12 protein-coding genes are annotated in these 15,295 nt (G+C 54.6%); all 12 read right to left on the bottom strand.

Going from position 1 to position 15,295, the window contains the following annotated elements; translation table 11 throughout:
- Nucleotides 1-106: 106 nt before the first annotated feature.
- Entirely contained in the window at nt 107-2,533 is a 2,427-nt protein-coding gene (locus ACFL9S_RS20340; protein ID WP_405263657.1) for a glucose/quinate/shikimate family membrane-bound PQQ-dependent dehydrogenase, read from the bottom strand.
- 262 nt (nt 2,534-2,795) lie between these two features.
- Complete coding sequence (locus ACFL9S_RS20335; protein WP_405263656.1) at nt 2,796-3,017, bottom strand: zinc ribbon domain-containing protein; 222 nt, start codon at nt 3,015-3,017, stop codon at nt 2,796-2,798.
- Between the two features lie 65 nt (nt 3,018-3,082).
- Nucleotides 3,083-4,582 (bottom strand): ribosome biogenesis GTPase Der, encoded by a 1,500-nt coding sequence (gene der, locus ACFL9S_RS20330; RefSeq protein ID WP_133845871.1) that lies wholly within the window; start codon nt 4,580-4,582, stop codon nt 3,083-3,085.
- A 219-nt stretch (nt 4,583-4,801) separates the two neighbouring features.
- The gene (gene bamB / locus ACFL9S_RS20325; protein WP_405263655.1) at nt 4,802-5,983 is read right to left on the bottom strand and encodes an outer membrane protein assembly factor BamB; all 1,182 of its coding nucleotides are present in this window, start codon (nt 5,981-5,983) and stop codon (nt 4,802-4,804) included.
- Nucleotides 5,984-6,027: 44 nt separating this feature from the next.
- Nucleotides 6,028-6,648: a YfgM family protein gene (locus ACFL9S_RS20320; protein ID WP_405263654.1), complete on the bottom strand. Its 621-nt coding sequence runs from the start codon at nt 6,646-6,648 to the stop codon at nt 6,028-6,030.
- Nucleotides 6,649-6,685: 37 nt separating this feature from the next.
- On the bottom strand, nt 6,686-7,963 hold the full coding sequence (gene hisS / locus ACFL9S_RS20315; RefSeq protein ID WP_405263652.1) for a histidine--tRNA ligase: 1,278 nt from the start codon (nt 7,961-7,963) through the stop codon (nt 6,686-6,688).
- A gap of 65 nt (nt 7,964-8,028) precedes the next feature.
- The gene (ispG, locus tag ACFL9S_RS20310; protein WP_405263651.1) at nt 8,029-9,150 is read right to left on the bottom strand and encodes a flavodoxin-dependent (E)-4-hydroxy-3-methylbut-2-enyl-diphosphate synthase; all 1,122 of its coding nucleotides are present in this window, start codon (nt 9,148-9,150) and stop codon (nt 8,029-8,031) included.
- 40 nt (nt 9,151-9,190) lie between these two features.
- Nucleotides 9,191-10,174 carry a cytoskeleton protein RodZ gene (rodZ, locus tag ACFL9S_RS20305; RefSeq protein ID WP_405263649.1) on the bottom strand — a complete coding sequence of 328 codons (984 nt, stop codon included), beginning with the start codon at nt 10,172-10,174 and terminating at the stop codon, nt 9,191-9,193.
- Nucleotides 10,164-10,895, bottom strand: coding sequence for a type IV pilus biogenesis/stability protein PilW (gene pilW / locus ACFL9S_RS20300; RefSeq protein ID WP_405263648.1), 732 nt, complete (start codon nt 10,893-10,895; stop codon nt 10,164-10,166). The genes rodZ and pilW overlap by 11 nt, the downstream gene beginning before the upstream one ends.
- An 87-nt stretch (nt 10,896-10,982) precedes the next feature.
- A complete protein-coding gene (locus ACFL9S_RS20295; protein ID WP_405263647.1) occupies nt 10,983-12,152 on the bottom strand; it encodes a bifunctional tRNA (adenosine(37)-C2)-methyltransferase TrmG/ribosomal RNA large subunit methyltransferase RlmN in 1,170 nt (389 codons plus the stop codon).
- 169 nt (nt 12,153-12,321) lie between these two features.
- On the bottom strand, nt 12,322-12,753 hold the full coding sequence (gene ndk / locus ACFL9S_RS20290) for a nucleoside-diphosphate kinase (protein ID WP_062744669.1): 432 nt from the start codon (nt 12,751-12,753) through the stop codon (nt 12,322-12,324).
- A 219-nt stretch (nt 12,754-12,972) separates the two neighbouring features.
- The gene (gene pbpC / locus ACFL9S_RS20285; protein ID WP_405263646.1) at nt 12,973-15,288 is read right to left on the bottom strand and encodes a penicillin-binding protein 1C; all 2,316 of its coding nucleotides are present in this window, start codon (nt 15,286-15,288) and stop codon (nt 12,973-12,975) included.
- Between the last annotated feature and the right edge of the window lie 7 nt (nt 15,289-15,295).

Genomic DNA, 15,295 nt, shown 5'->3' with positions numbered 1-15,295 from the left:
TCATGTACTGCACCTTACTCAGTTGGGTGTCCAACTTTTTGGGTGCAGTTCATTCATTGCTGAAGGGGCCTTTTTGACATCAGGTTAGCGAGTCACTCGCCAGGCCTTATTTGTCCAGTGCGTAAGCGATCACATAATCACCACGGTCTGGCGACTGACGCGCACCGCCCGCAGAGATGATGATGTACTGCTTACCGGTTTTCGGTGATTTGTAGCTCATCGGGCCACCCTGGCTACCGACTGGCAGACGGGCTTTCCACACTTCTTTACCGGTTGAGGTATCGAAAGCACGCAGGTAGTAATCCTGAGTCCCTGCGATAAACACCAGGCCGCCCTGTGTTGCCAGCGTACCGCCCAGTGTAGGCATGCCTACTGGCATCGGTGCGTGCATTTTCACGCCCAGCGGACCAGTATCCTGCACGGTGCCGACCGGAACCTGCCAGACCACTTTCTGTGTTTTCAGGTCGATTGCGGAAAGCGTACCAAACGGTGGCTTCTGGCAAGGGATGCCCATTGGCGACATAAAGCGGTTTTTGTTCACGGCAAACGGCGTGCCTTTCAGCGGAACCGCGCCCATACCGGTGTTCACCGCTTCACCGCCATTGCTGGCTTTCGCATCCGCTTTCACCGGCACCATCTGCACCCACAGACCCAGACGCATGTCATTGGCGAAGATGTAGTGGTTGTTCGGATCGGTCGACAGGCTGCCCCAGTTCATGCCACCCAGCGATCCCGGGAAGCTCAGAGAGAGGTCAGTACCAGGAACAGTGTACAGGCCATCGTAACGCATGGATTTGAATCCAATACGGCAGGCCAGCTGATCAAATGGCGTCGCGCCCCACATGTCAGACTCTGTCAACGTACCCGCACCAATCTCCGGCATACCGACTGATTTCGGCTGTGTTGGCGTGTACTGCTCGTTCGGGATGTTACCCGGTTTGACCGGAACTTCCTTCACTTCAGTCAGCGGCTGACCCGTCAGACGGTCCAGCACAAAGATCTGACCGGCTTTAGTACCGAACACTACCGCTGACTTGGTGCTGCCATCTTTCTGCGGGAAGTCGATCAGGCTTGGCTGCATCGGGATGTCGAAGTCCCACAGATCGTTATGCACGGTCTGATAAACCCACTTCTCTTTACCGGTGGTGGCATCCAGCGCCAGGATCGAGGCACCGTATTTGTGATCCAGTGCGTTGCGGTTCGCGCCCCACAGGTCAACAGATGAGCTGCCCATCGGCAGGAACACGGTGTTCATGCCTGCATCGTAAGACATTGGAGCCCAGGAGTTCGGCGTGCTGCGAACGAAGGTTTTACCCTCTTCCAGTTTCGCATTTGGATCCTGGTTGCCCGGGTCAAATGCCCAGCGCATTTCACCGGTGATCACATCAAAGCCGCGCAGTACGCCGCCAGGCATATCAGTCTGCACGTTATCCGCCACACGGCCACCGACCACAACGGTGGTACCGGCCAGCGTTGGTGCTGAAGTTAACTGATATTTTGGATCGCTGGCATCGCCCAGACCGGCTTTCAGGTCAACAAAACCTTTATCGCCGAAGTTCTGGCACATTTCGCCATTGTCCGCGTTGATCGCCACCAGACGTGCATCGATGGTGTTCATCAGAATGCGGCGCTGACAGGTATCACCCGCAGCCAGCGTCACAGGCGTGACCGGCGTTGAGTCAGGAACGGTAGGCTGTTCCAGAGGTTTGCTGACATCGAAATACGCCAGGCCACGGCAGCGGTTCCAGACCTGAGATTGTGCGTTAATCTCTGTTTTCCACAGTTGCTTACCGGTGTCGGCATCCAGCGCAATCACGTTGTTATGCGGGGTACAGAGGAATACGCGATCACCGACCTGCAGTGGCGTTTGCTGATCTTCAGCACCGCTGCCGGTCGGGCTTTCCGGGATATCACCGGTGTGATAAGTCCAGACGGGTTTCAGATCTTTCACGTTATCGCGGGTGATCTGGTCCAGGGCCACAAAGCGGCTACCGCCTGCGGTGTTACCGTAGTTGTCCCAGTTTTTCTGCTCAGTTGACTTATCAACCGGCACCAGCGGCAGTTCCTGACCATTTGCAACGGTCGGATGCGGCTGGAACATGCCATACAGGGTTGCCAGCAGGCCAACCACGGTGACTGCGCCCAGGCCATAAGCGCCTTTGGCACAGGCAGGTTTGCCTTCATGCTTGCGCAGTGACGGCCAGGTAATCAACGCCAGCAGCAGCATACCGGCCAGGAACATCAGGCGGGAAACCAGCGGCCAGAAGTCGATACCGGCATCCAGCACTGCCCAGATAGCCGAACCAATAAACACCAGGGCAAAAATCACAACCGCGGAAGCCCGGCGACGGAAGAACTGGATGGCGGACAGCACGGTGAAAATACCGGCAATCACGAAATACCAGCTACCACCGAGTGAAACTAATTTTCCACCGCCGATGACAAAGTAAAGGCCTGTTGCCAGCAAAATTAATCCCAGCAAGAAACACCACAGGCCCAGCCATTTAGATGGCCCGGCATTTATTTGAGGCATAGCAGAAATACTCCTGGAGGAAATAAGGCAGTTTTTTATTAATACCTTATTTTTATTAACATGTTACACGGGAGCGATCCCGTCCTGCTTTCACCGCTGATGCTCTGAACTCACGGCTGGCGTGGCTGAGCACCGGTAGCAAGCGGCAGAATTGTACCACCAGGTTCATAATCTGATAAACAGAAAATTAACAAGCCGCTCACGATTAATAACTATAGCTCAAGGTGTAGCACAAAATGATTAACGCTATTTTTACTGGGGTTTAGTGGTTCTCGGGCGCAGGAAGCCACAGCAACCGTTTTTTAGAAATCAGTCCGTGACCGTGCTGGCAGAAATAATCGGTGGCACCACAGGCTTTGAGTACATTGAGAGGTTGCTGGCAATCGGGGCAACAGGCGGTGAAGTGATGATGGCAGTGCGGGCAGAAAACACCGTTGTCGGTGGTCGTGAGGGGTTGCTGGCAATGCGGGCAAAGTCTGTCCATTGGGTCTCTCCGTTGTCTTTGCTTTTCAGCATAAAACAAAGGGGGCCATCAGGCCCCCTTGTGGATCAACGTTTGTTCTTTTTCAGATGGCTCATTAAGCGCTGGCGCTTACGCTGCTGATTTGGCGTCAGCAGGTTACGTTTGCCTTCATAAGGGTTCTCACCCTCTTTGAACTGAATACGGATTGGCGTACCCATGATTTCCAGTGAACGACGGAAGTAGTTCATCAGATAACGCTTGTAGGAGTCCGGCAGGTCTTTCACCTGGTTTCCGTGAATGACCACAATCGGTGGGTTATATCCTCCGGCGTGGGCATATTTCAGCTTCACGCGGCGGCTACGCACCAGCGGCGGCTGATGGTCATCGGCAGCCATGTTCATAATACGCGTCAACATGGAGGTGTTAACACGGCGTGTTGAACAGTCGTAAGCTTCGGTCACCGATTCAAACAGGTTACCCACACCGCTGCCATGCAGGGCAGAGATAAAGTGAATACGGGCGAAGTCGATAAAGCCCAGACGGTAGTCCAGCTGCTCTTTCACTTCGTCACGGATTTCCTGTGACAGGCCATCCCACTTGTTGACCACGATAACCAGTGAGCGCCCACTATTGAGGATAAAGCCCAGCAGTGAGAGATCCTGATCGGAAATACCTTCGTGCGCATCAATCACCAGCAGAACAACGTTGGCATCTTCAATCGCTTTCAGGGTTTTGATCACGGAGAACTTTTCAACGGTTTCAGTGATCTTTCCGCGCTTACGCACCCCGGCAGTATCGATCAGGACATATTCACGCCCGTCACGCTCCATCGGAATGTAGATACTGTCACGCGTGGTGCCTGGCATGTCGTACACCACCACGCGCTCTTCACCGAGAATACGGTTAGTGAGCGTTGACTTACCTACGTTCGGACGACCAACAATCGCCAGCTTGATCGGCAGATCCAGCGGGTTAAAATCATCTTCTTCGTCTTCCGGCATTTCGCCGTTAGCTTTGGCTTCTTTCGCCGCAAACTCCGCCCAGTAGGCTTCGTTCTCTTCTTCTTCTGTCAGCTCACGTTCTGGCGCAACAACATCCATCCACGGCAGCAGCACCAGTTCCAGCAGGCTGGTCACACCGCGCCCGTGGGAGGCGGCAATCGGGTGGATTTCGCCCAGACCAAGTGACCAGAAATCGACAACGGCAGAGTCGGCATCCAGGCCGTCGGTTTTGTTGGCGACGATGAAGGTTGGCTTATCGCGCGAACGCAGATGCTTGGCAATGGCTGTGTCAGCAGGCATCAGCCCGGCACGCGCATCGACCATAAACAGCACAACATCGGCTTCTTCAATCGCCAGCAGCGACTGTTCCGCCATGCGTGTTTCCACGCCCTCTTCGTTACCGTCGATACCACCGGTATCGATACAAATGAACTCACGCCCTTCTATTTCGGCGCGGCCATATTTGCGATCTCGAGTAAGCCCAGGAAAATCCGCCACCAGCGCATCTCGTGTGCGCGTTAAACGGTTAAACAGGGTGGATTTTCCCACATTGGGACGCCCAACCAGCGCGACCACAGGTACCATAGTGAAGCCTCATAACTAAAAAATAAGCGCCTGGCTGCGATATTATTCGCTGTTCCGGCAGATAAACTGCCGCTGTACTCAGGCCGATGGCGCCTAGAATAACACGCCTTGGATAAAACAAAACGGCCCCTGAACAATCAGGAGCCGCTTACCCTTCATATTTCAGCCTGCCGTGGTAGTGGCAGACTGAATTCTGTGGGGCACAGACTTACTGAGGAATTAACGCGTAATCGCGTAAACCTCACCGTCTTTAGACTGAATGAGCAGCTTGTCGCTGGCAACAACAGGTTCGGTCTGGAAGCCGGAGCTGTCCAGTTTCTGCTGCGCAACGAAACGACCATCGTCAGTATTGATCCAGTGCAGGTAGCCTTCGCTGTCACCGACGACCAGGTAGCCGTTATACAGCACAGGTGAAGTCAGGTTACGGTGCAACAGATCGCTCTGGCGCCACAGGCTCACTCCACCATCGGTATTCAGTGCAATCACGCGGTCATCCTGATCCACCAGGAAGATGCGGCCACCGTCAACGATCATGTCGTGAACAGAACCGATTTCGCGTTTCCACAGAATCTGGCCTGAACGCAGGTCCAGTGCCGTCAGGTTACCGTTGTAGGCTAAGGCATAGACAACGCCGTTAACGATCACCGGAGTGGTATCTACGTCAGCCAGGCGATCGATTTCCGTCGCGCCACTTGGCTGGGAAATACGCTGCTGCCAGATAATCTGGCCCTGGTTCATGATCACTGCGCTGACGCGGCCGTTATCACCACCAACAATGGCAGCACCGAAGGCAGTCGCAGGTGCAGACTCACCGCGCAGGCTCAGAGCTGGCACATCGAGGTTCACAGTCCACTTGATGTTACCGCTGGTCTGGTCCAGACCTTGCAGCATGCCGTTACTGGTATGAACCAGTACCAGACCATCGCTGACAACCGGACGGGACAGTACTTCACCGGCCGCTTTCGTCTGCCAGGCGATAGAACCATCGCTGGTGTTCAGCGCATAAACCTGACCACGCTCACTACCGACATAGACATGACCCGCATCAACGGTCAGGCCACCGGACAGCAGTGCGGGGATATTGCTGGATAACCAACCGGTTTTTTCTGCCAGGTCGACTTTCCATTGTTCTTTACCATCGCCTGAGCTCAGCGCTTTGACTACACCGCGGCGGTCAGCGGCGTAAACGGTGTTATCAGACCAGGCCGGATGCAGGTTGGAGTAGAAATCACCCACGCCATTACCTACCGAGGTGCTCCAGACTTTTTCTGGCTCGAACTGATTCTGTACTGTCGGCAGCGGTGACATTTTTACAACGTCTTCTTCACCGCTGAACCATGAACATCCGCTGAGTAAGGTGACTGACATCAGTCCCGGCAGAAGTAACTTACGCAATTCCATGAAATCCCTCTTGTGCCTGTAAGGCCAAATGTACAAGGAGCTATTTAGCCCGGCAGATTATTCACTTTCATTTGCAGCATCTCTTTCAGCGTCGAAGACGCATCAGAAGCGATCCCTTTGCTCCACGCATCGCGCGCACCTTTGGTGTCGCCTTTGCTGAGTAATGCTTCACCGCGTACATCAGCCACGATGGCTGCCCAGCCGTCACCTTTAACGCTTTCCAGTGTTTTTAACACGGCGTCAGGCTGCTTCTGCTGTAGCTGGATGCGTGCAAGGCGCAGGTTCAAGACCGCCTGCAGGTTAGCATCTTTGGTGCTCTTCAGGCCGCTTTGCAACTGGTCTACCGCTTTATCCAACTGATTGTTGTCGATATAGCGTTTTGCCAAATCCAGAGAAGCCAGCGCACCGTAGGTATTGCTGTTTTCGCTGGCAAATTTAGCGACTGCGTCAAGCGAAGCGGGTTTAGTGGCGTCCAGCGCCGACGTCACCTGCTGATAAGACGCAGACACTTCACGCGATCCGCTATCCTGATGATTACTCCAGTAACGCCAGCCCAGTAATGCGCCGACGCCCAGAACAACGCCAACCACTAACGCTTTGCCATTCTGAGCAAAGAAGTTCTTCAGCGCATCTACCTGTTCGTTTTCGTTGCTATACACTTCCACGCAATCCTACTCCTTTAAATCGTGACACCGTAGAGGCTTAACGCTGTAACATCGATGCCAGCGTAGCTGCCGCATCACCTTGTGCCAGCGTTTGCTGCTCGCCGTTACGCAAATCTTTAATCACCAGTTGGCCATTGGCCACTTCATCTTCACCGAGCACCAGTGCAATGCGGGCGCCCCACTTATCTGCACGAGCAAACTGCTTCTTGAAGTTACCGCCACCAAAGTTAGTCATTAGCTTCAGTTCCGGCAGCGCATCACGCAGCTGTTCAGCCAGCAGCATCGCCGCGCTCTGTACGCCCTGACCCGAAGCGATAACATAGACATCAACAATGCGCGTCGGTTCAAATTCAGGATTAACCGCCTGCACCAGCAGGACCAGGCGCTCCAGACCCATCGCAAAACCGACGGCTGGGGTTGCGCGCCCACCCAGTTGTTCAACCAGGCCATCATAACGCCCACCGGCACACACGGTGCCCTGTGAACCGAGGCTGCTGGTCACCCATTCAAACACTGTACGGTTGTAATAGTCGAGGCCACGAACCAGACGCTGGTTGACGGTGTAAGCAATACCGGCCGCATCAAGCAGGCTGCACAGCCCGGCGAAATGCTCGCGGGATTCGTCATCCAGATAGTCACCAAGCGTTGGCGCGTCATTCAGCAGCGCCTGCACATCCGGGTTTTTGCTATCCAGCACGCGCAGCGGGTTAGTATACATGCGGCGTTTGCAGTCTTCATCCAGCACGTCAGTATGCTGCTCAAGGAAGGCCACCAGCGCATCACGGTAATTGGCTCGCGCTTCCAGAGAGCCAATGGAGTTCAGCTCCAGGCTAACATGCTCAGAGATACCCAGCGCTTTCCACCAGCGAGCCGTCATCATGATCAGCTCCGCATCGATGTCCGGGCCTTGCAGACCAAACACTTCAGCACCAATCTGGTGGAACTGGCGATAACGCCCTTTTTGTGGACGCTCATAGCGGAACATCGGACCGATGTACCACAGACGCTGTTCCTGATTGTACAGCAGACCGTGTTCAATGCCCGCGCGTACACAACCTGCGGTGCCTTCTGGACGCAGCGTCAGGCTTTCGCCGTTGCGGTCATCGAAGGTGTACATCTCTTTTTCAACCACATCGGTCACTTCACCGATAGCGCGTTTGAATAACGGGGTCTGCTCTACAATCGGCAGGCGAATTTCGCTGAATCCATAGCTGCCCAGCACCTGCTTGAGGATCTGCTCGATACGCTGCCACACCACGGTGTCAGCAGGTAAATAGTCGTTCATGCCGCGAATGGCCTGGATATTCTTCGCCACTAGTTTTCTCTCATCAATTTGATTCAGCAAGGGGCGGCCCAGAAAAGAAGGCCGCCCCTTGCAGTTTATTTTTCGACCTGCTGGACATCAATCCGGCGCGATGCGTCCAGTATGGTGGCTTTCGCACGAATGCGCGCTTCCAGCTGGTCGATCATATTGTCGTTATCCAGACGCTCGCGCAGACGCACGCCATCTTCGTAGAAACCACTTTTCTTGCTGCCGCCGGTGACGCCCATCGTTGAAACGGTGGCTTCACCCGGGCCGTTAACCACACACCCGATAATCGAAATATCCATCGGTGTGATGATATCTTCCAGCCGCTCTTCTAACGCATTCACCGTACCGATCACATCAAACTCCTGACGTGAACAGGTTGGGCAGGCGATAAAGTTGATACCGCGCGAACGAATACGCAGCGACTTCAGAATATCAAAGCCGACTTTCACTTCTTCAATCGGGTCTGCCGCCAGCGAGATGCGCAGCGTATCGCCGATGCCTTCAGACAAGAGCAGCCCCAGGCCAATAGCTGATTTGACGGCACCCGCACGCGCACCACCCGCTTCGGTGATACCTAAATGCAGTGGCTGGTCGATCTGCTTCGCCAGCAGTCGATAGGACTCCACGGCCAGGAACACGTCGGAGGCTTTCACACTGACTTTGAACATATCAAAGTTGAGGCGATCGAGGATGTCCACATGGCGCATCGCGGATTCCAGCAGCGCCTGCGGGTTTGGCTCCCCGTATTTTTCCTGCAGATCTTTTTCCAGCGATCCGCCGTTCACGCCAATGCGGATAGGAATGTTGTAATGACGGGCGCAATCCACCACAGAGCGAATACGCTCTTCATTACCAATGTTACCCGGGTTGATGCGCAGGCAATCCACGCCATATTCGGCAACTTTAAGGGCAATACGGTAGTCAAAATGGATATCGGCGACCAGCGGGACATTCACCTGCTGTTTGATCAGACGGAAGGCTTCTGCGGCATCCATCGTTGGTACGGATACACGTACGATATCGACACCAACGCGCTCCAAAGCTCGGATCTGAGCGACCGTAGCGGCAACGTCGGTAGTGCGGGTATTGGTCATGGACTGGACGGCAATCGGTGCGCCGTCACCCACGGGCACCTTGCCGACGTAAATGCGCTTTGATTTGCGACGGGTAATGGGTGCTTCGTTATGCATATTCTTTCTCCACAATCACTCGCGACCAGAGGAAGATGCGTTATTGCGCACCGATAGTCAGGCGAGCAACCTGGTTAGTACGGATATAACGGCTCAGATCGACAGGTTTACCCTGATATTCGATCTGTACTGCGGCCGGAGCACCAATCTTCAAGCGATAGGGCGCAGTGCCGGCAAGGCTGAGTTTACCACCGCTACGCTGAATACCGCTGAACAGTTTCTTGCCTGCTGCATCGGTCACTTCCAGCCAGCAATCGCTGGAAAAATTCATCACTACGGCGTTTGGGTCAACAGCAGGCTGGCTGACGCCGGCGCTGCTGGTAGGCAGTTGAGCACTGACACCGGCCTCAGCCGGTGCCTGACTTGGTGAAACCACCGCAGGCTGAGAATTATCAGCCTGCGTGTTTGCCGCAGGGGCCTGCGCCGTAGCAGCTGGAATGCTGCCCGTGTTCGCAGAATCTGCTGCTGGTGTGGTATCCAGCGGAATGGCCGTTTGCCCACCGTTATCGGTGCCGCTGCTGGCATTACTGTCCGTCAACGGGATCGACTGGCTATTGTCCCCTTCGGACGACGCGTTTTGATCGGCCATGGTAACCAGATCATCCTGAGCGGCTTTGTGATTCTGCCACCACCAGGCTCCCGTCAATCCCACCACCACAAACAACACCAGCCAGGTGAAAATCATCAACCAGCCATCGCGCTTTTTGCGGCGTTTACCGAGGGAGAAACTTTGCATCGGTTCAACTTTCGCGGCTCTGACCGGGACCTGTTTGGCCATCATCGGTAGCAGCTCTTCTTCCGGCACGCGAACTAAACGCGCGTAAGAACGGATATAGCCACGCAAGAAGGTCGATGCCAGATTGGCGGGCGACTTGTCCTCTTCAATATCACGAACAGTGGAAAGTTTCAGGCAGAGGCGTTCAGCAACATTCTGCTGAGTCAGGCCCATGAGTTCACGGGCACCACGCAGGCGCTCGCCTGTTGAATTTACGTTAGATTTGTCTTGAGTGGCTTCAGTATTCATTAGCTAAAAAATGCTGGTACTGTATCGATTGTGGAAAAATTCGCGCAAGTTGAGCCCCATAATAGTGAACATCACCGGACTGATTTGCCTGCGCGGCGAAGCGAACCTCTAACCACAAGCTTTCTGCCGAAACAGGAAAGTTGTGTTGATAAACATCTAACAGGAGGCGTGAATCTGCACGGCTCCCCTTTCCAAATCGCCTTTCGGCTTCTGCCAGCATGGGCATTCCTTTGGTTGGATCGGTTTGCACCGCGTCCTTCAGCGCTTTACGCGCTTTTTCATGCTGGCCGGCATTCAAAAAACAGTAGCCGGAATTTTCAACACTGTCGGCACGAAGCCCATTTGCTGAATCTTCCATTGCCCTGCTGAACAGCCGTTGTGCCGCATCATACTGCCCTAATCCGCAGAGAAACGCACCGTAATTATTAAGCACATAGCTGTTTTGCGCTGCTAATTTCAGGGCGCGACGATAATGTTGCTGCGCCATGCTATTGTCGCCTGTCTGCTGCTGGTAGCGAGCCATCGCCAGTTGGGTACGGTAATCACCTGGCGCAAGGGTGATTGCACGCTGCAAATTCCTGCGTGCAGCATCGTTGTTACCGCGCGCCAGCCACGCCATTCCCAACTGAATCCGTGTTTCAACCAGTCCATCAGGCTGCGGCGAAGTCCGACACCCCGCCAGCAACATGATCAGCACAAAGGCGATTATCCCTGCCCGCATCCCTGTCTCTCCCTGTCTTTATCAGCCACTTATCGTACGCCAATATTGTCAGGTTCAACACGGAATGCGGCAGGAAAACGCCGGGTTTCAGATCGCCTTCACAGAGATGGCTTCTCCAGCCAGCTTCTTTTTCAGCGTGCGCTTAGTACGGTCAATGACGTCACCGGCCAACTGACCGCACGCGGCATCAATATCATCACCACGGGTTTTACGCACAATAGTAGTAAAACCGTAATCCATCAACACTTTAGAGAAGCGATCGATGCGACTGTTCGAACTGCGACCATAAGGTGCTGCCGGGAAGGGGTTCCACGGGATCAGGTTAATTTTGCACGGCGTATCTTTCAACAACGCAGCCAGTTCATGGGCGTTATCGGTGCTGTCATTGATGTGATCGAGCATCACGTACTCGATAGTCACGCGCCCCTGGTTAGCATTAGACTTGCTGATATAACGGCTGACTGATGCCAGGAACGTCGCAATATTGTACTTTTTGTTGATCGGCACAATTTCGTCACGAATTGTGTCATTAGGGGCATGCAGCGAGATCGCCAGCGCCACATCTATCATATCGCCCAGTTTATCCAGTGCGGGAACCACACCTGAAGTCGACAGGGTCACGCGGCGTTTTGACAGGCCAAAACCAAAATCATCCAGCATGATTTCCATCGCCGGAACCACATTGTTCAGGTTGAGCAGTGGCTCACCCATTCCCATCATCACCACGTTGGTGATAGGGCGCTGGCCGGTCACTTTGGCTGCACCGATGATTTTAGCAGCACGCCATACCTGACCAATAATTTCGGATACACGCAGGTTACGGTTAAAACCCTGCTGCGCCGTTGAGCAGAATTTACATTCCAGCGCACAACCCACCTGGGAAGAGACACACAGCGTGGCGCGATCTTTTTCTGGAATGTAGACGGTTTCTACCTGCTGCCCACCCACCTGAATAGCCCACTTGATGGTGCCATCGGCTGAGCGTTGTTCTTCCGCGACTTCTGGTGCGCGTATTTCAGCGACCTCTTTCAGCCGGTTACGGAAAACCTTGTTGATGTCGGTCATCTCATCGAAATCATCACAGCAGTAGTGATAGATCCATTTCATTACCTGGTCGGCACGAAACGGCTTTTCACCCATACCGGCAAAAAACTCACGCATCTGCTGGCGATTCAGATCGAGCAGGTTGATTTTTTCTTTTTTAGGGGTGGCAATTGCAGGAGATTCGGACGACGGCGTCACAATAAGTTCTGACATAATATTCTCTGGCCTCGTTGTTACACGTTATGGCTCTGGGTTTGGAGTGAATAAAATAGAAGCGCCCCTAAACAGAATGTCAGGGGCGCATTATTGTACTCATGACTTCGCAAGGGTTAAAGCAACAAACACACTTTTTTTGTAAACCCTTTCCAGTCAGGCAGCCGAATTAACGGGTGCGTGGGCAGATTTCGCCTTCGCCGAAGAAGTAAGCGATTTCACGGGCAGCTGATTCAGCAGAATCAGAACCGTGGGTCGCGTTCTCGGTGAAGCTGTCTGCGTAGTCTGCACGCAGAGTACCCGCCAGCGCGTTAGCCGGGTTAGTTGCGCCCATCAGGTCACGGTGGCGCTGCACGGCATTTTCGCCTTCCAGCACGGAAACAACAACCGGGCCAGAGGTCATGAATTCAACCAGACCATCAAAGAAAGGTTTGCCCTGGTGTTCAGCGTAGAAACCTTCAGCCTGCTCTTTGCTCAGGTGCAGCATTTTGCTGCCAACGATTTTGAAGCCAGCGCTTTCAAAACGGTTGAAGATGGCACCGATAACATTCTTTGCCACAGCGTTTGGTTTTACGATGGAAAATGTACGCTCAATAGTCATTGTTGACCCCTGTATTATCTTTCGAGTTTAGCCGCGAAAACGGTTCCCGGCCGGGAAAATGGCCGCAGATTATAGGGGGCATCGCGAGAGATGCCTATCGGAGATTCAATAATTTAATGAAAAATCCGATCCTCATCGCGACATTTTCCCCCCACCTGCGGCTATCTTACGCAGCCCTGGGATTGATGACCAGAAAAGCGCCTGGGGATCCGTCTGAAATTAGTTGATCAACGCCACATTAATCAAACGGCTGTCGGCCCGGCCACGATCGTCTACCGCACGAATGCGATATTTACCCGGCCGGGAGGGCCGCCAGTCAAGCGGCGTTTTACTGGCGCTGCTGCCAAGATAGATATCATCAACAAACCAGTAAACAGTGGCGCTGTCTGCATCGGTCACCGCGCTGAAACTGATATTGTCGCGCCCTTTCTGCGACTGACGCAGTTGGTAAGTGGTGTTTTTCAGCGGCGAAGTAATACGTGGTGCGTCCCCACCCACCGCGCCCTGCTGGCAGGTGACAGGCGGCGGCTGGCGCTTGGGCAGCCCTGCCTGTATAAAGACATTGGCAAGATCGGAGGGCCAGAACTCAAACACTTCAGTATGGCTGGTCTCGGTATCCCAGGGGGCGCAGACCGGCTGTCCACTCTGATTATCGATACGCAAGGGCCGGTAAACCGTATCCACTTTAATCGGGGATTTGCCGGGAATAAACCAGCTCTTGCCGCGCTGCTGGCACCACTGCGTCGGCAGGTCGCCACTGGGCAGACAAATTTCCACACGCTTCAGATGGGCAGGGAAACGGTGCTTAGGCTCACTCAGCCCCGGGTAGCTGGCAATCACGCTGTCGATAACATTGAAGAACAACGGCGCGGCGGCTTCCACACCGACAAATGCGTTATTGCCCTGCCCGTTAAAATTCCCCTGCCACACGACCAGTACATAAGGGCCAAAAATGCCGACGCTCCACGCATCGCGAAAACCCCAGGAGGTGCCGGTTTTCCAGTAAACCGGTAGCGATGATGGGCGCTGCGCCAGCGTATCGCCGGGACGGCGGTGTTGACGCAGAATATCCAGCGTCATAAAACTGGCCTCTTCACTCAGCAGGCGAAATGCTGGCGGCTGAGGATCCTGCTGACGAAACCGCAGCGCGCGCACTTCACCCCGGTTGGCCAGCATCGCGTAGAGTTTCGCCAGCTCCTGCGCGGTCACCTCTCCCCCACCCAGCACCAGCGACAGTCCGTAGTGTTTTTCGCTCGCCAGATTGCTGATACCCGCCAGTTGCAAAAACTGATAGAAGCCCGGCTGACGCAGCCGTGAAGCAATGGTTACTGCCGGAATATTGCGGCTGAAATTCAGCGCATCGGTCGCCGTCACCGGCCCGAGGAAACGGCGGTCGAAGTTCTCAGGCGCATAGCTGCCGAAGGAGTACGGTACATCTTTCAGGACGGTCATCGGGTGTAGGACACCCTGCTCCATCCCCAGCGCGTAAATAAAAGGTTTTAGCGCCGATCCCGGCGAACGTTTGGCATTGGTGCCATTCACCTGCCCCTGGATCTGACGGTTGTAATAGTCGGCCGAACCCACCATGGCACGTACGCCCATATCGCGGCTGTCCACCAGCAGCACGGCGGTATTGTGGATCCCCCGGCTCTGATTACGGCGAATAAACGCGTTGACCTGCCTTTCCACCAGCCGTTGCAGGCTGGCATCCAGCGTAGTGTCGACCCGGGGCTGCCGCTCTCCGCTTTGTAACTGCTCAATAAAGTGCGGGGCGATAAAGGGCAAATCCTGCGGCTGACGCAGGGCTAACGGCAGCTGAAACAGCGCCTGCTGGCTGTGATCGGTGGGGTAGTGCTGCTGCCAGCGCCGAAACAGGCGGTTACGCGCCTGCATCAGCGGCGGGCTGACCTCATCACTGCGCGGATTGATACGCAAACTGGGGGACTGGGGCAGCACTGCCAGCGTCAATGCTTCTGCCAGCGTCAACTGCGCGGGCGGTTTGGCAAAGTAGATCAGGCTGGCGGCACCAATGCTTTCAATGTTGCGCCCGTAAGGAGCGTAGTTCAGATAGGCTTCGAGAATATCGTGCTTGGAGTAACTGAGTTCAAGCTGGAGGGCGCGCAACACCTGAACCATTTTGCCTTTTGGCGATCGGGTATTCAGCTGCCACACCATGCGCGCCAGTTGCATACTGATCGTGGATCCCCCCTGCTTGTTGCCACCCAGCACATAGCTGCGCCAGAAGCCCCGCGCCAGGCTTAGGGGGTTGACGCCGGGGTTGTACCAGAACCAGCGATCCTCATGCAGCAACAGCCCGTCCACCGCCAGCGGCGAAATCGCCTCCAGTGGCGTCCACTGACGATAGCGGTCATCACTGGCCAGCGACAGTCGTAACAATGTGCCGTTGCGGTCATACCACGCCGTAGAGAGCGGGACACCTTGCGACAACGGTGGATGTGGCCACAAACGAAAACCCACCAGCAGCAGCGCCAGTAATGCCAGCGCCACCGCCAGATTTTGCAGCAGACGTTTCATTCGTTCC

This window comes from Erwinia sp. AnSW2-5 (assembly GCF_045107195.1).
GTDB lineage: Bacteria > Pseudomonadota > Gammaproteobacteria > Enterobacterales > Enterobacteriaceae > Erwinia.
This window is presented reverse-complemented; position numbering and strand designations above follow the sequence as displayed.